16 protein-coding genes are annotated in these 18,319 nt (G+C 64.6%); 10 read left to right on the top strand and 6 right to left on the bottom strand.

The genetic code is table 11. The annotated features are described in order from the left end of the window. Positions 1 to 91: 91 nt before the first annotated feature. The 4 genes from GGD65_RS30200 to pgm all read right to left on the bottom strand — a co-directional run bounded on the left by GGD65_RS30200 (position 92) and on the right by pgm (position 4,854). On the bottom strand, positions 92 to 1,072 hold the full coding sequence (locus GGD65_RS30200; protein WP_018323222.1) for a PDR/VanB family oxidoreductase: 981 nt from the start codon (positions 1,070 to 1,072) through the stop codon (positions 92 to 94). Between the two features lie 11 nt (positions 1,073 to 1,083). Beyond that, a complete protein-coding gene (locus tag GGD65_RS30195; RefSeq protein ID WP_092261598.1) occupies positions 1,084 to 1,836 on the bottom strand; it encodes a GntR family transcriptional regulator in 753 nt (250 codons plus the stop codon). A gap of 3 nt (positions 1,837 to 1,839) precedes the next feature. Further along, positions 1,840 to 2,889: an aromatic ring-hydroxylating dioxygenase subunit alpha gene (locus tag GGD65_RS30190; RefSeq protein WP_183237596.1), complete on the bottom strand. Its 1,050-nt coding sequence runs from the start codon at positions 2,887 to 2,889 to the stop codon at positions 1,840 to 1,842. Positions 2,890 to 3,207: 318 nt separating this feature from the next. After that, a complete protein-coding gene (gene pgm / locus GGD65_RS30185) occupies positions 3,208 to 4,854 on the bottom strand; it encodes a phosphoglucomutase (alpha-D-glucose-1,6-bisphosphate-dependent) (RefSeq protein ID WP_183237595.1) in 1,647 nt (548 codons plus the stop codon). Positions 4,855 to 4,982: 128 nt separating this feature from the next. Here pgm and GGD65_RS30180 point away from each other — a divergent pair, with 128 nt between their 5' ends. The 3 genes from GGD65_RS30180 (at position 4,983) to GGD65_RS30170 (ending at position 7,229) form a co-directional block, all read left to right on the top strand. Next, entirely contained in the window at positions 4,983 to 5,186 is a 204-nt protein-coding gene (locus GGD65_RS30180; RefSeq protein ID WP_143109112.1) for a hypothetical protein, read from the top strand. 85 nt (positions 5,187 to 5,271) lie between these two features. Further along, entirely contained in the window at positions 5,272 to 6,417 is a 1,146-nt protein-coding gene (locus GGD65_RS30175) for a S9 family peptidase (RefSeq protein ID WP_183237594.1), read from the top strand. 50 nt (positions 6,418 to 6,467) lie between these two features. Then, entirely contained in the window at positions 6,468 to 7,229 is a 762-nt protein-coding gene (locus GGD65_RS30170) for a transglycosylase SLT domain-containing protein (protein ID WP_183237593.1), read from the top strand. Positions 7,230 to 7,240: 11 nt separating this feature from the next. Here GGD65_RS30170 and GGD65_RS30165 read toward each other — a convergent pair whose 3' ends face one another. Beyond that, positions 7,241 to 8,056, bottom strand: a complete 816-nt coding sequence (locus tag GGD65_RS30165; RefSeq protein ID WP_018323215.1) for a response regulator transcription factor — start codon at positions 8,054 to 8,056, stop codon at positions 7,241 to 7,243. Positions 8,057 to 8,347: 291 nt separating this feature from the next. On the opposite strand from GGD65_RS30165, the gene GGD65_RS30160 reads away from it, so the two are divergent. Both GGD65_RS30160 and GGD65_RS30155 read left to right on the top strand, forming a co-directional pair. Beyond that, positions 8,348 to 9,505, top strand: a complete 1,158-nt coding sequence (locus GGD65_RS30160; RefSeq protein WP_183237592.1) for an acyltransferase — start codon at positions 8,348 to 8,350, stop codon at positions 9,503 to 9,505. Positions 9,506 to 9,596: 91 nt separating this feature from the next. Then, a complete protein-coding gene (locus GGD65_RS30155; RefSeq protein WP_183237591.1) occupies positions 9,597 to 10,445 on the top strand; it encodes an MBL fold metallo-hydrolase in 849 nt (282 codons plus the stop codon). A 28-nt stretch (positions 10,446 to 10,473) separates the two neighbouring features. On the opposite strand, the gene GGD65_RS30150 is transcribed toward GGD65_RS30155, so the two are convergent. Then, a complete protein-coding gene (locus GGD65_RS30150) occupies positions 10,474 to 11,349 on the bottom strand; it encodes an aldose 1-epimerase family protein (protein WP_183237590.1) in 876 nt (291 codons plus the stop codon). 181 nt (positions 11,350 to 11,530) lie between these two features. On the opposite strand from GGD65_RS30150, the gene GGD65_RS30145 reads away from it, so the two are divergent. The 5 genes from GGD65_RS30145 (at position 11,531) to GGD65_RS30125 (ending at position 18,186) form a co-directional block, all read left to right on the top strand. Continuing rightward, the gene (locus tag GGD65_RS30145; RefSeq protein ID WP_018323211.1) at positions 11,531 to 12,634 is read left to right on the top strand and encodes a glycosyltransferase family 1 protein; all 1,104 of its coding nucleotides are present in this window, start codon (positions 11,531 to 11,533) and stop codon (positions 12,632 to 12,634) included. 274 nt (positions 12,635 to 12,908) lie between these two features. Next, positions 12,909 to 14,048: a glycosyltransferase gene (locus GGD65_RS30140; RefSeq protein ID WP_018323210.1), complete on the top strand. Its 1,140-nt coding sequence runs from the start codon at positions 12,909 to 12,911 to the stop codon at positions 14,046 to 14,048. Between the two features lie 161 nt (positions 14,049 to 14,209). Continuing rightward, entirely contained in the window at positions 14,210 to 15,490 is a 1,281-nt protein-coding gene (locus GGD65_RS30135; RefSeq protein ID WP_246783443.1) for a hypothetical protein, read from the top strand. 30 nt (positions 15,491 to 15,520) lie between these two features. After that, entirely contained in the window at positions 15,521 to 16,798 is a 1,278-nt protein-coding gene (locus GGD65_RS30130) for a glycosyltransferase family 4 protein (protein WP_018323207.1), read from the top strand. Next, a complete protein-coding gene (locus GGD65_RS30125) occupies positions 16,795 to 18,186 on the top strand; it encodes a hypothetical protein (RefSeq protein WP_183237588.1) in 1,392 nt (463 codons plus the stop codon). The genes GGD65_RS30130 and GGD65_RS30125 overlap by 4 nt, the downstream gene beginning before the upstream one ends. The last annotated feature ends 133 nt before the right edge of the window (positions 18,187 to 18,319 follow it).

Genomic DNA, 18,319 nt, shown 5'->3' with positions numbered 1-18,319 from the left:
GAGTGCGCGCCGGAGCAAGACCGCCCCGGATTTCGCTCCGCTCCATCCGGGCTACAATCCTTCAGACCCTGCCGGGTCACGAGAGGCTGCCTCAGATCGCATCCGCCCGCAGCAGCGTGTCCACCGTGATGGTGCCCCGCGCGCGGGAGACGCAGGCGCAGATCTTCTGGTTGCTTTGCTTCTGATGGTCGCTGAAGAAGACGTCGCGATGGTCGATCTCGCCGTCGACCTCGACCACGTCGATGGCGCACAGGCCGCATTCGCCGCGCTTGCAGTCGTACATCACGTCGTGACCGCTGGCGTTGAGCACGTCCAGCATCGAGCGCTCGCGCGGGATTTCGAGCTCGACATCGGAGCCCTTCAGGCGCACGCGAAACGTCTCGGTCGGCAGCGTGCCGCTGGAGCCGAAGGTCTCGTAGCGGAGATCGGGCAGCGGATGGCCCGCGCCGATCCAGGCGTGGCGTGCGGCATCGAGCATGCGCATCGGGCCGCAGAACAGCGACAGCGTGCCTTGCGGCAATGACGCGAACACCGCATCGAGGTCGAGCCGTTTGCCTTCATCGCTGGCATGAACGACCAGGCGATCGCCGAGAATTCCGGCGAGATCGTCGAGATAGGCAGCCTCGCCGCGCGAGCGCACCGCATAATGCAGCGTGACGTCAGCCCCGCGCCGCGCCAGCGCCTGCGCGGCGCCGAGGATCGGCGTGATGCCGATGCCGCCGGCGATCAGGCAATAATTTTCACGGGACCAGTCCACCGCAAGCAGCGAAGCGGGCTGCGTGATGTCGAGCCGCGCGCCCGGCGCGAGCTGCCACATGTAGCGCGAGCCGCCGCGGGAATCATCGGCACGGCGCACCGCGATCTTGAAGCCGGTCGAGATGGCTTCGCCGACCAGCGAATAGGACCGCGTCTCCGGCAGGCCGTCGATGGTCACGCTGACATTGATGTGGCTGCCGACCGGATAGGCGGCGGCGTCGAACTGATCCGGCCGGATCAGGAATTCGCGGATGCCGGGGGCAAGATCGCGCGTCGAAACGAGCGTTGCCGGAATCCAGGTTTCGATGAAGCGCATGATGACTGCCCTCAATCGGTTGTGGTCTTGATCAGTGCGAGCGCCGGCAAGAGGTCGAGATGGGTGCGGTTGCGCAGCGCGAGGCGCAGATTGCGCACCGCCAGCCGCGCATGCTCGCGCATGACGGCTTCGGCACGCGCGCCTTCGCGGTTCTCGATGGCGTCGATCACGACACGGTGGTGCTCCTGCCCGATGATCAGGATCTGCTGCGCCTCGGGCAGCGCCGATTGCGCCATCACGAAGCCGCTCGGGGATGCGAACGGCAGCGCCGAGGCGCGGTCGATCTGGCGGATCAAGGGTGGGCTGCGCGACAATTCCGTGAGCAGGGCGTGAAAGCGCGCGTTCAGCGTGACATAGGAGGAAAACGCTTCGATCGAGATCGGCACCTGCCGCAGCAGTTCGTCGATCGCGGCAAGGCACTCCTTGAGCGGCTCCAGCTCGCGCGCGGAGACGCCGCGCTCGGCGGCGAAGCGCGCAGCGAGCCCTTCCAGCGTGCCGCGCAGCTCGATGGAATCGGAGATGTCGCGCTCCGAAAACGCCTTCACCATGAAGCCGCCGGACGGGATCGCCTCCAGCAGGCCTTCCTCCTCCAGTCGCACCAGCGCCATGCGCACGGGGGTGCGCGAGGCTCCGGTGGTCTCCACCGCCTGGAGCTCGGAGATGCGCTCGCCCGGACGTAGGGAGCCGGACAGGATCTGGTCGCGCAGCGCAAGCTGCGCCTTCACAGTCTGCGAGACGGAGCGGTCGACCTCACGTTCGGCCATGATCTACTCCGCCGCCTGAAGGTGCTGCGGCCCGTTTTCCTTGGCCACCATCCTGTCGATCAGCTTGCGCGTCCACATCGCGCCGGCGTCGATGTTGAGGTTATAGAAGATGCGATCGGGGTTCTCGTCCATGGCGCGCTGCTGCGCCTCGAGGATCAGCTCGTCCTCGTGGAAGATGCCGGAAACGCCCTCGCGGATCTCGGAGGTGATGCGCTGCTCACCGATCTGATAGTTGCGCACGAAGGCCCAGAAATAGTGGCAGGTCTTCTCGGTCTCCGGCGTGATGGTGTTGAGCACGAAGCCGTTGACGCCCTGCGAGCGGTCGCCTTCCGGCGCGCCGGTGCCTGTGGGCGCCACGCCGACGTCGATCGCGATGGTGCAGGGAGCCTCGAAACGGATGATCTGCCAGCGATCGACGGGGCCGGACTTGCCGAGTTGTTTCGCCCAGAACGGCGGCGGCTCGATGTTCCGCATCCAGCGCGTCACCGTGACCGTCTTCTCACCATGGGTGACGTCGAACGGCGCCTCCGCCACCGCCTCGTTGCCGATGGAGGAGCCGTGCACGAAGGTCTCGTGGGTGAGATCCATGAGATTGTCGAGCACGAGGCGATAGTCGCATTTGACGTGGATGGTCTTGCCGTCGCCGGCCCAGGCCGGATCGTGATTCCAGTGCATGTCGGGGACGAGCGCGGGATCGGCCAGCGCGGGATCGCCCATCCAGAGCCAGATGTAGCGGTGGCGCTCGACCACGGGATAGGCGCGGACGCAGGCCGACGGATTGATGGTCTCCTGCGAGGGCATGAAGGTGCAGCGTCCCTGTGCATTGTATTTGAGGCCGTGGTAGCCGCAGACGACGGTGTCGCCTTCGAGCCGGCCCTTGGACAGCGGCACCAAGCGGTGCCAGCAGGCATCCTCAAGCGCCGCGACCGAGCCGTCGGCCTTCCGGTACATCACGACATGCTTGCCGCAGATCGTCCGCGGCAGCAGCGCAGCTTTCACGTCCGCGTCCCAGGCCGCGGCGTACCAGGCGTTCATCGGGAAGGGCCTTGTCATTGTCTCACTCCCACGGCTTGTGAATACGTTATGTATACAATAGCGGAGGCAAAGAAAGGTTCAAGAGGCAATTTTGCCGTACTAGAGTACCTTTATGTGTTTTGATGTATACACACAAGGTGGCGGTCATTCCCCGCGAAAGCGGGGAATCCAGTACTCCGCAGCGGGCATGAGACTCACACCACACAACTGGAGCCGCGGGCGTACTGGATCACCCGCTTTCGCGGGTGATGACAGCGGTGGATGCGGCAAGCGGTCCGCTTCGGAGCGGCAGAGGTATCCCCGCGGGCAGCAGCGAGAGCCGTAAGCGTCGGACCCTTAAGCGCCGAACACCTTCGCCAGTCCTGCCTTGGCCTCTTCCTGAATCCGCGTCAGGTGCTCGGTGCTGCGGAAACTCTCGGCGTAGATCTTGTAGACATCCTCGGTCCCTGACGGCCGCGCGGCGAACCAGCCGTAGTCAGTCTCGACCTTGATGCCGCCAAACGACTGGCCGTTGCCGGGCGCCTTGCTCAGCGTTGAGCGGACGGGGTCGCCGGCGAGATCCTTCAGGCCGAGCTGCTCGGGCGTGACGGATTTGAGGATGTTCTTTTGCGGCCCGGTCGCGGCGACGTCGATGCGCGCGTAATGCGGCACGCCGAACTCGGCGGTCAGATCATTGAAGAGCTGGCTGGGATCGCGGCCGGTCTTGGCCATGATCTCCGCTGCGAGCAAGCCAAGGATGACGCCGTCCTTGTCGGTGGTCCAAACCCCGCCGTCGCGGCGCAGGAACGAGGCGCCCGCACTTTCCTCGCCGCCGAAACCGAAGCCGCCGGTGAGGAGGCCGTCGACGAACCATTTGAAGCCGACCGGCGTCTCGACCAGCTTGCGGCCGAGTTTTTTCGCGACGCGGTCGATGATCGAGCTCGACACCACGGTCTTGCCGATCGCGGCATCCCGGCTCCAGTTCGGGCGGTGCGCGAACAGATAGGAGATCGCGGTCGCCAGATAATGGTTCGGATTCATCAGGCCGCCGGTGCGCGTCACGATGCCGTGGCGATCGGCGTCGGTGTCGTTGGCAAAGGCGACGTCGAAGCGGTCGCGCATCCCGATCAGGCTCGCCATCGCATAAGGCGATGAGCAGTCCATGCGGATCTTGCCATCCCAGTCCACCGTCATGAAACGGAAGGTCGGGTCGATCGCCTCGTTCACCACGGTGGCCTTCAGGCCGTAACGCTCGATGATCGGATGCCAGTAATGCACGGCGGCGCCGCCGAGCGGATCGATGCCGATCTTGATGGCGGCGGATTTGACGAGGTCGAGATCGACGACATTGCCGAGATCGGCGACGTAGGGCGTGACGAAGTCATAGGCATGGACGTTCGAAGTCTTCAGCGCCTTGGCATAGTCGATGCGCTTCACGCCCTTGAGGCCGTCGGCGAGATAGGCATTGGCGCGCTTCTCGACGACACCAGTCACATCGATGTCGGCCGGGCCGCCATGCGGCGGATTGTATTTGTAGCCGCCATCCTCCGGCGGATTGTGCGAGGGCGTGATGACGACGCCGTCGGCAAGGCCGCTGGTACGGCCCTTGTTGTAGGTGAGGATCGCGTGAGAGATGACCGGCGTCGGCGTGTAGCCGCCGTCCTTGTCGATCATGATGTCGACGCCGTTGGCGGCGAACACCTCGACGGCGCTGACCAGTGCCGGCTCGGCCAGCGCGTGGGTGTCGATGCCGATGAACAGCGGTCCGGTCAGGCCCTTTTCCCGCCTGTAGTCGCAAATGGCCTGCGTGGTCGCGAGGATGTGGCCTTCGTTGAAAGTGTTCTTGAACGAGGTGCCGCGATGGCCGGAGGTGCCGAACGCCACGCGCTGCGCGGGATTTGTGACATCGGGCTTGCCGGCAAAATAGGCCGTCACCAGCCGCGGAATATTGGTGAGCGCGTCCGGCGAAGCCTGCTTGCCCGCCGCGGGATGAACATCAGCCACTGAACTATCCTCGTCGTTGTCAAATTGAGGCCCTGCCGCACCATAGCATTGGGCTTGCACACGCCAACTCAAAAGCCATCGGCCGACGCCGGCAACAAATGGCCGCATTTGGGTCCATGAATGGGGACATGACCATTCTCGCAACGGCCCTGCTGCTCGCCAGTTCCTTGGTGCTATCGTCTCCCGGATACGTCGAGCAAACCGGCGTCGAACGCAACCCGATGCTGCGCAACGCAGCCGTGGATCATGACCTCGCCAAGGTGAGGCGCCGGTTCGAGCGGGAGCTCCGTAGCGACACCACGGACACCTCTGGCGCATCCACCGGGCGCTAGCGCCGCGCGTCGTGCACGTAGGCACCGCAATGCAAATTGCGGGATCGTGCTATGGTCGAGGCCTTCCGGCTGTTCGAATCGCCTCATGGCTGTCCTGCGCAAGCTGCTCCCTCTGCTGATCGCCTGGCTGATCCCGGCGGACGGGCCGTCGTCTGCGGTGGCCGCGGAGTTCTACACCGAGGATCTCCGCATCCCCATGGCGGAGGCCGGGCCGCAGGGGCTCGAGGCCTTCCTGGTCCGCCCGGCCGGGACGAAGCGCTATCCGCTGGCGCTGCTCAGCCACGGCTCGCCGCGCAGCTTCGACGACCGCGCGACGATGTCCGCGCACAAATATTACGGCATTGCGCTGGAATATGCCCGGCGCGGCTTTGCCGCGCTGATCGTGATGCGGCGCGGCTACGGCAGCTCGCCCGGCGGACGCGTCGACAGCGTCGGCGGCTGCGCGAAAGCCGCTTATCTGCCCGCAGTCGCGGTCGCGGTTGCCGACTTACGGGCCGCGATCGATGCGATGGCGCGCCGCCCTGACGTCACAACAACGGGCATGATCGCGGCCGGCCATTCCGCCGGCGGGCTCGCCACGATCGCGCTCACTGCGCAGGCGCCGTCCGGTCTCGTCGCCGCGATCAACTTCGCCGGTGGCCGCGGCTCGCGAGACGACGACGACGTCTGCAATGCCGATGGGCTGGTGCAGGCCTTCGCCACCTTCGGCAAGACCTCGCGCGTACCGACGCTGTGGGTCTATGCGACCAACGATTCCTATTTCGGCCCCGACCTCGCGCGCCGCCTCCATGACGGATTTCGCACCAGTGGCGGCAATGCAAAATTCATCGCGGCGCCGCCGTTCGGTGACGACGGCCACTACCTCTATGCGGTGGCGAGCCGTGCGCAATGGACGCCCTATGTCGACGCTTTCCTGCGCGAGCGCGGCCTCGTCAGCCGCGACATCCTGAGCCCGCCCGATCCGCTACCGCCGCCGCGCCAGCTCAATGAGGCCGCGCGGGCCGAGTTCGCGCGCTATCTCGCCAGCATGCTGCCGCACAAGGCGTTCGCGGTGTCGCCGAATGGCGGCTACGGCTGGCGCTCGGGGCACATCACGGCCGACGACGCCCGGCGCGAGTCGCTGGCGGCCTGCATGAAATGGTCGCCGACCTGCACGCTCTATGCGATCGACGACCGGCTGGCTGAACCTGCGCAAGCGACGTCCACCGATCAGAGCGCCCGCGCGCGCTAGTTGCCGCAGCGGAGGCCGGTTTATTAACTCCGGAGCTCTATGACGGACCGATGCTGTGGGATCGGGCAGGCTTCAATCTCGGCGTGACGTGGAGACACGTGGCGGTCGTCCTGCTGTTGTCGGCCCCGATCTGTGCGCGCGCTGGAGACGGCACGGAGCTCGGCGCCGGCGAAACGCCGTCATCCCGGGCCATGATCCGGAAGATCATCGAACGAGAAACCGCAAACACCAATTTACCGGCCGATGTCGCCGAAGCGGTCGTGTTCGTCGAAAGCGGCTACAATTCGGCCGTCATCGGCAGCGTCGGCGAGATCGGCCTGATGCAGGTGCGGCCCGAGACGGCGGCGATGCTGGGCTTCCGGGGCAGCGATGCGGAACTCGCCGAACCCGACATCAACATCCATTACGGGGTGCTTTATCTCAGCCGGGCCTGGCGCCTCGCCGGCGGGGATCTCTGCCGGGCCCTCATGAAGTATCGGGCAGGCCATGGCGAAGAAGATATGACCGCGCGGTCGCAGGTCTATTGCAATCGGGCCCGCAACCGTCTTGCCGCCATGAATTCGAAGGCTCTTGAGACCGAGGTTGCGGCCGCTCCGGATCCGGCGCCCCGGCCCACTCCCGCAGCACCTACGGCAGCTCCGGCAAATCCGGCGAGCCGCCCGAAGATGGCTGCGCAACCCAAAGCCGTCTATGCCCGCTATCGTCAAGGCACCGCGGCCGCCAGCCGCGCCTATTGGGCCGTGCACGAGGCCAGAGTCAACCAGATCAAGGCTCGCGTCGCAGCGCGATGGAAGCGCGTCGCATCGCGCTGACGACAAGTGCCCTATAGCCGCTCGCTGAGCGCGAGCTTGTAGCCGACGCCGGTGACGGTCGCGATCACGGGCGTACCGCTGCCGACGAGCTTGCGGCGCAGCCGCGCCACCAGCGCATCGACCGTGCGGATGTCGACCTCGGCCTGGCGGTTGCTGACGACCTCGATCAGATAGTCGCGGCTGAGCGGCCGTCCGTCGGCACCGACCAGCGCCGCGAGCAGGTCGAATTCGGCGCGCGTCAGCGCCACCGGCTTGCCGTCGCTGCCGAGCAATTCACGCCGGGTGAGGTCGATGATCCAGTCGCCGAACGCGATCGAATTGTGGTTGCGCGCCGCCTTGCGATCGAGCGAGCGTCGCCGCAGCACGCTGCGTGCGCGCGCCAGCAGGTCGCGCAGATTGATCGGCTTGGTGACGTAGTGGTCGCCGGCGATCTCGAGGCCGAGGATGCGATCGACGTCGGTGTCGCGGCGCGTCACGAAGATGATGCCCGCGTTGCTGGTCGCCTGGATCTCCTTGGCGAGTTCGAAGCCGTCGCCATCGGGCAGTTGCACGTCGAGGAAGATGAGATCGGTTCGAGCGCGCAACGCCTGGCGGCACTCCGCACAGGAACTGGCGCCGACCACGTCGAAATTGTTCTCGCTGAAATAGCCGACCAGCATGGTCCGCGTCACCGGATCGTCCTCGACGACGATCAGCCGCTCGCGGCCGGCGGGACGCAACTCCTTGAGTGCGGGATCAACCACTGTCTTGGATGTCCTGTGTGCCTGGGACCCGACCTGGAAATTCAAGTCACCGCGCAATGCGCTGTCATGTGAACGGACATTCACGACTTGTTCGAGCCCCCGAAATTGCCTGCTGGAATATTAGGCGCGTTGCGACGCGCAAACAATATTGCTCATGGTCTCCAGGGATTAAGTATGAATTGGCCCACAATTCTCATTCCGCGCATCGTACGCAGGATGCCTTGAGGGCCTTACGCCGGCCCCGGGGCCGTCGATCCCACACATTCAGCTTTGGACTCAACCGGCGGTTAACGTAAAGACAGCCTTCGGCTTCGGAAAGCCCACCTGCACCTCTATTGTCCCGCCTGCACAATACGAAACCACGGAGCAGGCGTGATGCAGGGGCAGGCCCGGTTGGCTGCCGGTCGAATCGAGCAAGGCATAGCGCCTTTCGGCCGTTCGCACACGCTCGATGTCCTGCGCGGCCTGGCCATCGCCGGCGTGATGGCCATCCACGTCTCGCAGTCGTTTCCATCAAATATCCACGCCGTCGATTACGCCTTCATGTGCGGCTGGACCGGCGTCAACGTGTTCTACTTCGTCAGCGCCATGACGATGTGCCTGATGTGGACGCGGCGTGTCGAAACCGGTCCGACGCGGAAGTTCTACATCCGCCGCTTCCTGCGCATCGCGCCGCTGTTCTGGCTCGCGATCCCGATCTACCTCGTCATCAACGGCACCGGCCCGAGCGCCAATGCGCCTGGCGGCATCGGGCCAGCTCAAGTGATCCTCACAGCGACGTTCCTGCACGGCTTCTGGCCGGACAGCGTCAACAGCGTCGTGCCCGGCGACTGGTCGATCGCGGCCGAGATGACCTTCTATCTCGTCTTCCCGCTTCTGATCACCGCGTTCGGCTCGCGCCGCCATCTCTATCTCGCGCTGGCGATCGTGCTGCATCTCGTCAATGTCTGCCTGTTCAAGCCGTGGGCTTTCGCGCTGTTCTCCGCCTATTACGGTCCCGGTCACGAAGCGTTCGTCTGGACCACGCTGCACATCAGCTTCCTGAACCAGCTGCCGGTCTTCCTTGTGGGATGCGCGCTGTTCTTCGCGCTGCGCGACGGATTTGCCAAGTCGGACGCCGCGATCTACGCGGTCTTCATTGCGGTGTCCTTTGTTGCCAACCGCATAACCGGCTCGCATGAGTTCAACTATCTCATGATCAACCTCGTGCTCGGCGCGCTGGTTGCCGGTTGCATCAAGCTTGCCATCCGCTTCCAGCCGCTCGAGGCGCTCGGCCGCAATTCCTATTCGATGTACCTGTCGCACTTCGCGGTGATCTACGGCCTGCGTCAGCTCTGGCCGCTCGCCGATGGACTGGTCTCGCTGCTCATCGCCTATGTCGTCACCGCCGCGCTGAGCTATCTCGTCGCGCGCGCGACCTGGCATCTGGTCGAACGGCGCGCGCAGGATCTCGCGCACCGCCTGACCTCGGCGGGATCGGACCGATCAATCCTCCCGCCGACCATCGCCGCCACCGCGGCCAGCATCCCCTAAGTCCCCCGCTGCATGCTCCGGGCCTGATGCGGCTTGCCTCGCTGCCGCCTCCGAATCTACTGTGGAGACTGTTCACGCTGGAGAAGGCGCCATGGAGGTCATACTGCTCGGCACCGGCGGCCCGCGCCCGGACCCGCGCCGCATGGCGACGACCACCCTGATCAGGCTCGGCGACGAGAACATCCTGTTCGACGCCGGCCGCGGCGTCGTGGTGCAGCTCAGCAAGGCCGGCGTTCCGCTCGGCTCCATCAACACGGTCTTCCTCACCCATCACCATTTCGACCACATCGGCGATCTCTACGATGTGATGCTGAATTCATGGATGCATGGTCGCAAGGACGATCTGCGCATCTATGGACCGCCGGATACCGAGCGGCTCGTCGACACGCTGGTCACGCAGGTCTACGACAAGGACATCGCCTGGCGCGATCAGGGCGAGCCGACCTTCGGCGGCTGGAAACCGGTCGTGGCGACGGACATCATTCCCGGACCCGTGCTCGACACCGCCCGCTGGAAGATCAGCGCCGAGCTCGTCTCGCACGGCGACGGCCTCGACATGTCGCCGGCGTTCCTGGCGCGATGGATGTGTCTCGGCTACCGCTTCGAGGCGGAGGGGAAGGTCATCGCGATCTCCGGCGACACGGTCCCCTGCCCCGGTCTCGAGCGGCTGGCCGAGGGCGCCGATTTGCTTGTCCAGTGCTGTTTTCTCGCAACGCCGGAGATCAACAACGAGCACCTCCGCCGCCTTGCGAAATTCACGATCGCCTGCGGCGACACCGTCGGCAAGGTTGCGGCCAAGGCCGGCGTCAAAAAGCTCGCGCTGACTCATCACCGGCCGCGCGCCGACGATGCCATGCTGAAAGCGCTGCTTGCGGATGTCAGGCAGGATTATGCGGGGCCGGTCGTGCTCGGCGAGGATCTCACGCGCATCGAGGTCTGAGGGCCGACGCTCGGCTCGCCCTTCGGCTTCAGGACGATCCGACCTCGATCCGGAACGACAAGCGCTCTTCCGCTCCCGGCGCGATATGCATCAGCCCCGGCTTGTCCGCGAATTCGCCGTCAAAGCCGGCGGGACTGGCATAGCCGCGCCAGGGCTCGATGCAGAGGAACGGCGCGCCCGACGGTTTCGACCAGACGCCGAGCTCGCGAAAGCCGCGCCAGGACATTTTGAGCCAGGGGCCGCTGGACGCGGTGTAGCGGACCGCGTCGCTTTCGATTCGGTCGAAGATGACGGCGTCATCGACGAACAGGGATTCCGACAGGGGGAGCGCGGCACCTTTGACTGGGCTCGGCTCCGTTGCCGCGCGCAGCAGCCCGCCATCAAGACGGCGGACGGGAGAGGATTCCACCTTCGCAAAGGTCAGCGCGTAGTCCGCTTTCGCGCTTTCGGGCTGGAGCGGCCAGTTGAAGGCGGGATGACCGCCGATCGAAGCCGGCAAAGTCTCCTTGCCGGTGTTGGCGATCGTGAGCGTCAGGTCGAGGCCGGCCTCATCGAGGACATACGCGGCCGTCAGACGGAACGCGAACGGATAGAGCGCGCGGGTCGTCTCGCTGTCTTCGAGCACCAGCGTGCAGCGGCTCTCGCCGCGCTCCGCCCATGCAAAGCGGCTGTCCCGCGCAAAGCCGTGCTGGGTCATCCGGTATGTCTTGCCCCGGTGCCGCAATTCGTCCCCGGCGAGGCGCCCCACGATCGGAAACAGCAGCGGCGCATGGCGCGGCCATTCCGGCCCGGCCTGCCAGACGAATTCGGTGACATTGTCCTTCAACGAGCACAGCTCGGCGCCGTGCGCCTTGATGGTCGCGGTGAGCCCCCCGCTGCGGAGGGAGTGGGTGTCGTCACTCATGGCGGACATCTACACCGCGACCTCACACGCAGCAAGGCAACGTCAGCCATGCAGGCGGAACGTCTCCACCGTGCAGGGCTGCGTCATATTTCTGTACCTAACGGTTGCTCCTTTGCGGTTCGTCCCCCCGCTTGCTTGCTGCAGGGCGGCCCGGACTCCGATCAACCATTATGGTAGCCAATTGAAATTCTTCATCAACGGTCGTTTTCTGTCGCAAAAGCTCACCGGCGTTCAGCGTTATGCCGCCGAGATCGTCAAGGCGATCGACGTGCTTTTGGCGTCGGAGCAAACTCCCGCCTCGCTGCGGAACGCAGACTGGCAGTTGCTGACGCCCGTGGATGCAAGCGAGCAGCTCCAGCTGGAGCGAATCAAGATTCGCGCCGTCGGCCGCTTGCGCGGGCACGCCTGGGATCAAATCGACCTGGCACGCGCCGCTGCAGGAGGCCGCTTGATCAGTCTCGCCAATTCCGGCCCCGTGTTCCATCGCGACCACATTGTGGTGATCCACGACGCACAGGTCTTTCGCAGGCCCGACTTCTTCAACTGGCGCTATCTGGCAGTTCACCGAACCATGGGCCGGCTGCTCGCCCGGCACGCAAGCATCGCAACCGTATCGGCCTTTTCGCGCAAAGAGCTTGCCGAGGTGCTGAATCTGTCAGCAACGGCGATCCCGGTTTTCCCCAATAGCGCCGAACACTTCGCCAGGACGAAGCCGGATCCCGACATCATTGCCCGGCTCGGCGTTCAGCCGCGAAAGTTCTTCCTCTTCGTGGGCTCGAAGACCAAGAACAAGAATCTCTCCATCGCGATCCGCGCTGTCCAGCTGCTCGATCGAGCCGACGTTCCCCTGGTCATCGTCGGAGGGGATAACAGCAAGGTCTTTCAAGACAATTCGGGCGACGGGGTTTCCGGCCTGCTGCTCGCCGGGCGTCTGACGGACGGCGAGATCGCCGCTCTCTACGCGCATGCATCGGCATTCGTGTTTCCCTCGCTGTACGAGGGCTTCGGCGTGCCGCCACTCGAAGCCATGATCTTCGGTTGCCCAGTCATTGCCTCGACGGCCGATGCGGTCGTGGAGACGTGTGCCGACGCCGCTGCGTATTTTGACGCCAATGATGCCGAATCGTTGAAGCAGCTGATGCTCGAAAGATTGGCAATCGGCGCCATCTCCGATCAGGAACGGCGGCGGCAGCAAGAACGCGTTGCGTTCTTTTCGTGGCAAAAGTCGGCGAAGTCGTTGCTCGATCATCTCGCACCATCGGCAAACGTTGCCAGCGCTGCTTGAAGTTCGATGCACTTCGCTTATCCCGCGCATCGGTTTTCGCACAAACGATTTGCAACTGGCTGCAACTCGCGCACCTGCGCATGGTTCCACGAAAAGTTTTCGTTCTTCCCATGTCAATCATGCGCACAAAGAGCTTGGCGCAACATCACCACATCGCTGCCCCAATATCGCTACGTATTCGAGGAACTGTCTCTCGCACTAGCGAACACTAGCGAACTCAGAACAGGGATACAGGATGTCCGGCTCTCCAACGCGGCCCTACGGAAGGCAAACGATGAAAGTGCTGCACATCGCCGAGACGATCCGGGGCGGGATTGCCAGCTACCTGAACGAGTTGCACCCACAGCAACAGGCGAGCTTCGGCACCGGGAACGTGCACTACGTCGTGCCGTCGGATCATCGCCGCGATCTTCCGGCGATCGATGACAACCAGATCACGACGTTCGAACGATCCGGCCGCGGCATCGCCGGGCTATTCCAGATGCTGCGCGCAAGCATGCAAGCGCTGGATGCCTTTCGCCCTGATGTCGTCCACCTGCATTCCTCGTTTGCGGGCCTGGTGCTGCGCCCGGCGCTGGCGGCCCGCTCCGACGGTCCGCGCGTCGTCTATTGCCCGCACGGCTGGGCGTTTTCACGCGAGACCGGCCGCCTCAGTCATCTCGTGACGAAAGCGGCGGAGAACCTCCTTGCCCGCACGTCGGACCGAATCATCTGCATCTCGAGCGACGAGTTCAACGAGGCCGTCCGCGCCGGAATTCCCGCCGAGCGCCTCACCCTCGTCCATAACGGCATCTCGAAGAGCCGCACGCCGCAGCCTGTCGCGGCCGACTGGACGTCTGAAAAGGTCAAGGTCCTGTTCATCGGACGGCTGGACCGCCAGAAGGGCTTTGATCTCCTGATCGAAGCGGCACGCTCGCTCGAGGACGTGCTGGAGATCCGCATGATCGGCGCCTCCGTCGTCAACAAGTACGAAGGCCCGAGCGTCCCGTCCAACGTGTCCCTGCTGGGCTGGCTCGATCGCCCGACCATTGAGACCCAACTCGAGGCCGCCGACCTCGTCGTGATCCCGTCGCGATGGGAAGCCTTCGGCCTCGTTGCCCTGGAAGCGATGCGCGCGGCCAAACCCATCCTGGCGTTCCGCAGCGGAGCATTGCCCGAGATCGTCGTCGATGGCGTGACCGGCGTGCTTTGCGAGCCCGTCGCGGTCCAGCCACTCGTCGACGGTTTCCGGCGAGCACTCGATCTCGACCTCAAGGTGCTGGGACAGCGCGGTTACGACCGGTTCAAGCAGTTTTATGACGTTCAGAAGACGCATGGGCAATTGCAGCAGGTCTATGCCGAGCTGCTCCATGACGACCGGACACCGATCGACGCGAAGGCGGGGCTGCAGTCGGACCTCTCCAAGAATTTCTGATGGCTCGACGTTCTCACTTGCCCTCGCAGATGCAGGAGATCGCGATGGCGATGTCATGGACCGGACTGGGTGTCACCGCGAACGCAGCACGCGCGAGCATGAACTAGCCGATGATATTCTCACGCACCTTGGTTCGCGGCAGCTTCCGCCTCGCGGGCATCATGGCATCGATTTTTCTGCCGGTCTCCGTCTGCGCACAGCAGGCGCAACCGCTCGATGCCCGATTCCTGCTGGGCGTCGGCACCCATCAGGGGCTGGGTGGCCCGGTGAGCGCGCGCGGATACGTTCCTTCGGAAAACGTCGCGCAGATCAAGCAGCTCGGCCTCAACGCCTTCCGCGATGACTTTCCCTGGTCCGATTTCGAGGTCGGGGGACGCCGGATGGGCTTCACGCCCAGGCTCGGCCGGCTCGAAGCGCAAGTCAAATCCGGCGTCGCGCGCCCCCTCCTGATCCTCGCCTTCGGCCATCATCTGGTTCCGAATTCCTCACCGCCGACCACCGATGAGGCCCGGCAGCGGTTCGCCGATTATGCCGCGGCGGCGGCGCAATCGGTCGTGGCGCAGCATCCGGTCTTCGAACTCTGGAACGAATGGAATCTGGCGGCGAAGAAGGATCCGGCATTCTCACCGGAGAACTATCTGGCGCTCGCGCAAGTCGCACGGCCGGCGGTCAAGCGCGTTGCACCGCATGCGCCTTTCCTGGTCGGAGCTCTCGGCGACGATCCGGGCTGGACATGGACGGAGAAGATGCTGCGAACCGGCATTCTTCAGCATGCGGACGGTGCTTCGATCCATCTCTACAATTTCTGCATGGGCCCGAGCAAACGCACGTCGGCCGAGATCATCGACCGGCTCACGGCGTTTCACCGTCTCGTCGGCCAGGCCAGCGGAAATCCTGACTTCCCGATCTACGTCACCGAGACGGGCTGGACCACGGCCACCAACAAGTGCGGCGTCAGCGAGCAGGCCCAGGCCGACAATACGGCTCAGCTCATCCTGTGGGCGTCGACCGCGACACGCTGGCTCAAGGGCATGTGGCTCTACGAGCTCAAGGACAGCGGAAAGAACCCGTCAGAGCTGGAAGATAATTTCGGGCTCTATCGTTTCGATAATTCGCCAAAGCCGGTTGCCTGCGCGGCCCAGGGGGCCTGGGCCTTCATTCGCCCCAGCCTGAGTGCCGAGCGACGCGAGCTCGCCAGCGGCGTCGTGTCGATCAATGCATCGACGGCTTCGGGCGGCAGAGTTGCAGTCTGGTCCGAGGCCCCGGACCGACGTTACGAGATCCGGCTCAAGGGCGATCAACAAGGCGCAAGCTTTGCGATGCCGTGCGACCAGGCGGCAAGGCCTGCGTCCGGGGTCTGGATCCCCGTTTCGAGCACACCGGTTTTGATTGCAGCCAATGACAGTGCCGTTCCCGTCCTGGAGATAAGGCCGGCGCGGTAGACGCGATTTTGCAGATATGAGGTTGATGCGATGAAAGTTCTTTTGACGTCCACGCTTTATCCGACGCCTCAGGCCCCAAAGATCGTCGGCGGCGCGGAGATTTTCGCCCGTCGTTTCGCCGAAGGTCTTGTGCAGCGCGGTGATGAGGTGGAAGTGATCCGGGCCGCATCCACGCCTCATCAGGCTCCGGAAACCTGCGACGGCATCAACGTCTACTCCGCGCCGGTGCGGAACGTGTATCTGCCCTTCACGGAGCAGAAGAACGTCGCATTGCGTAGCATCTGGCACGCGGTCGACGACTGGCAGATGCAGGCCCCCCTGATCGCGGAGCGCATCCGGGCCTTCAAGCCGGACGTGCTGCACTCCAACAATCTGTCCGGCCTCACCACCGCGATCTGGCGCGTTGCCGCGCAGCTCGGCGTTCCCGTGCTCCATACGCTTCACGACTATTATCTGACTTGCCCGCGCTGCTCCCGCTTCAACAATGGGCGATCCTGCGAGCACACCTGCACGAGCTGCGGAATTCTGAGCTTTCATCGCAAGCGCGCCACGCATTGGCTCAGCGCCGTGGTCGGCGTGAGCGAGCGCGTCCTGTCCATTCACACCGACATGGGCATGTTCTCGGAGACGCCAATCCGCACCGTGATCCGCAACGCCTCGACCGAGCCGCCGCGCGAGCCCTACCCTCGGCCGGTCTGCACCACGGAAGTGACGTTCGGGTTCATCGGCCGCCTCACGGAGGAAAAGGGCATCGACAATTTGATGCAGGCCCTTGCTCAGCTGCCCCGTGATCGGATTCGAATGATGATCGCCGGACGGGTCAGCGAGGAGGAGCAACGGCGCCTCAGGGCGCTCGCGCCCGATGCGCGAATCGAGTTCATGGGCTTCGTGGTGCCGGACGATTTCTACAAGCAGGTCGACGTCGTGATCGCGCCCTCCATCTGGCACGACCCCGGTCCGCTCGTCGTCGCAGATGCCAAGGCTGCGGGCAGGCCGCTGCTCGGCACGCGCTTTGGCGGCATGCCCGAGGTCATCGAGCACGGCGTGACCGGCTGGCTGACCGAAGCCGATCCGCAATCCCTGGCCAGGAGCATGCTCGCGGTCGCAGCCGATCCGCACAAGATCGACGAGATCAGCCGGCGCCTGATCGCGGATACCAACAAATGGATATTCTCCGACGTGCTGTCTTCATACAAGAACCTGTATGAACAATTGCGCGAGCAGCGGATGTCGCACGTGCGCGCAGCAACGGCCGAAGCGTCGCAGGGGCCGTCGATCGTCGGCAAGGAGCGCCTCATTCCGCGATGACACGCCTCCTCGCGATGGCGGGCTACGTCTATCAGAGCGCCGCGGCGATCATCCTGATCTTCGCGATCAGCCATCTGTTGCCCGCCGCCGACTACACCAACTTTTCCCTCGCGCTGGCCTCGAGCCAATTGCTCTGCGTCCTGATGTTCGAGTGGCTGCAGCTGGCCGGACTGCGGTTTCTGGCGGCAGCCAAGGAAAACGAGGCGGCGCGGCTGAGGTGGTCGCTGTTTGCCGCCGGCCTGTCGAGCGCAGCCGCGCTCGTCGTGGTCGGGAGCTGCGCGTCTGTGGCCAGCGTGCTCCCGACCGGGATCGTGGCGTTGGGTCTCAGCATATCCGTGCTCCAGGGCTTGACGGATCTTTACTTCCTGTCGGTGCGCCTGTCCGACCGGCTGGGCATCGCATCCTTTCTGCTCGCGCTGCGTGCCACCGCCCTTCTGATTGGAGCCGCCGCGGGCGCGATGATCTCGGGGACGGCCGAAGCGGCGCTGCTCGGCATTGCCTCGGGTCACGCCCTCGGCCTACTCGCCGGCTTTGTCGCCTATCGCACGCCGATGGAGCGCGTCTCGCCGCAGACGATGCTGGCCGACTGGAAGGAGTTCTCCCGCTACGGCATGCTCGCGGCAGGCGCGTCCGTCATCCATCTGTCGGTGCCGGTGCTGCTCCGTGTCATCGTCGTCGGCCAGCTGGGTGCGACCGGGGCCGGGGCTGGATTTTCGATTGCGCTCGACCTCCTGCAACGTCCCTTCTGGGTGCTCAATGCGGCGATCCACACCGTGAGCTATCCGGAAGTGGTCAACGACTTCGAGCACGGAGGCAGCGCAAAATCGGTGCAGTCGGCGCGGCGGATGTTCGAATTCATGATCTGCACGACCCTCGTGCTGCTCGGTGGTCTGATTGGATTCATTCCAGATGCCGCCCGTATCCTGGTGCCGCAGGCCAGCCTGAATGGCTTTCTGGAGACGGCACCAACGGTCGCCGCCTTCTATTTCCTGCACACCCATCTGCAGGCGACGATCGCGGTCGTTCCCCACCTCGAGAAGCTGGCGACCAGGCTCGTCGTCGTTGCGGCCTGCCAGCTCGCCATCGTTGTGTCCCTCTCCCTGGTCGCGGTATCGGCCGGCCTGTCGCCGCGGGGGGCGGTCGGCTGCGCTGCGGTCGCCACGCTCGCGACGATCCTGGTCGCACTCGGTCCCACGCTGCGGTTCGAGGCGTTCCCGCGCTGGCCGTTGGTCCTGCAGGCGGTCGTGGCCGCAATCCTGATCGGATCGCTCGGTTCGATACCGACGGAGCCCGCGGCATGGCTGGCCGGCAAGATCGCGATCGCCGCGATGGCAACGGCGGTCATCGGATGGCGCGGAGACTTTCTGATGCTGGCTCGCCGCAGCTGATTGGCTGCATCAGCGGTGTGCGAAGCGGATCTGGTTCCGATACGGAACCGGGTCTTCATCAACGGTTTCCGCGGCGAACGCTGCACCATCCCTGAGCAACCACAACCATTACGAGTAAATCAATTGGTTTAAC

This window comes from Bradyrhizobium sp. CIR18 (assembly GCF_014198295.1).
Taxonomy (GTDB): Bacteria; Pseudomonadota; Alphaproteobacteria; order Rhizobiales; family Xanthobacteraceae; genus Bradyrhizobium.
The sequence above is the reverse complement of the archived record's forward strand: the minus strand, read 5'-3'. Positions and strand labels throughout refer to the sequence as shown.

Excerpts from the sequence above, each read along its gene's own strand:
- GGD65_RS30200 (WP_018323222.1), bottom strand. The coding sequence starts at position 1,072 with ATGCGCTTCATCGAAACCTGGATTCCGGCAACGCTCGTTTCGACGCGC.
- GGD65_RS30195 (WP_092261598.1), bottom strand. The coding sequence starts at position 1,836 with ATGGCCGAACGTGAGGTCGACCGCTCCGTCTCGCAGACTGTGAAGGCG.
- GGD65_RS30190 (WP_183237596.1), bottom strand. The coding sequence starts at position 2,889 with ATGACAAGGCCCTTCCCGATGAACGCCTGGTACGCCGCGGCCTGGGAC.
- GGD65_RS30180 (WP_143109112.1), top strand. The coding sequence starts at position 4,983 with ATGACCATTCTCGCAACGGCCCTGCTGCTCGCCAGTTCCTTGGTGCTA.
- GGD65_RS30175 (WP_183237594.1), top strand. The coding sequence starts at position 5,272 with ATGGCTGTCCTGCGCAAGCTGCTCCCTCTGCTGATCGCCTGGCTGATC.
- GGD65_RS30170 (WP_183237593.1), top strand. The coding sequence starts at position 6,468 with ATGCTGTGGGATCGGGCAGGCTTCAATCTCGGCGTGACGTGGAGACAC.
- GGD65_RS30160 (WP_183237592.1), top strand. The coding sequence starts at position 8,348 with ATGCAGGGGCAGGCCCGGTTGGCTGCCGGTCGAATCGAGCAAGGCATA.
- GGD65_RS30155 (WP_183237591.1), top strand. The coding sequence starts at position 9,597 with ATGGAGGTCATACTGCTCGGCACCGGCGGCCCGCGCCCGGACCCGCGC.
- GGD65_RS30150 (WP_183237590.1), bottom strand. The coding sequence starts at position 11,349 with ATGAGTGACGACACCCACTCCCTCCGCAGCGGGGGGCTCACCGCGACC.
- GGD65_RS30140 (WP_018323210.1), top strand. The coding sequence starts at position 12,909 with ATGAAAGTGCTGCACATCGCCGAGACGATCCGGGGCGGGATTGCCAGC.
- GGD65_RS30135 (WP_246783443.1), top strand. The coding sequence starts at position 14,210 with ATGGCATCGATTTTTCTGCCGGTCTCCGTCTGCGCACAGCAGGCGCAA.
- GGD65_RS30130 (WP_018323207.1), top strand. The coding sequence starts at position 15,521 with ATGAAAGTTCTTTTGACGTCCACGCTTTATCCGACGCCTCAGGCCCCA.
- GGD65_RS30125 (WP_183237588.1), top strand. The coding sequence starts at position 16,795 with ATGACACGCCTCCTCGCGATGGCGGGCTACGTCTATCAGAGCGCCGCG.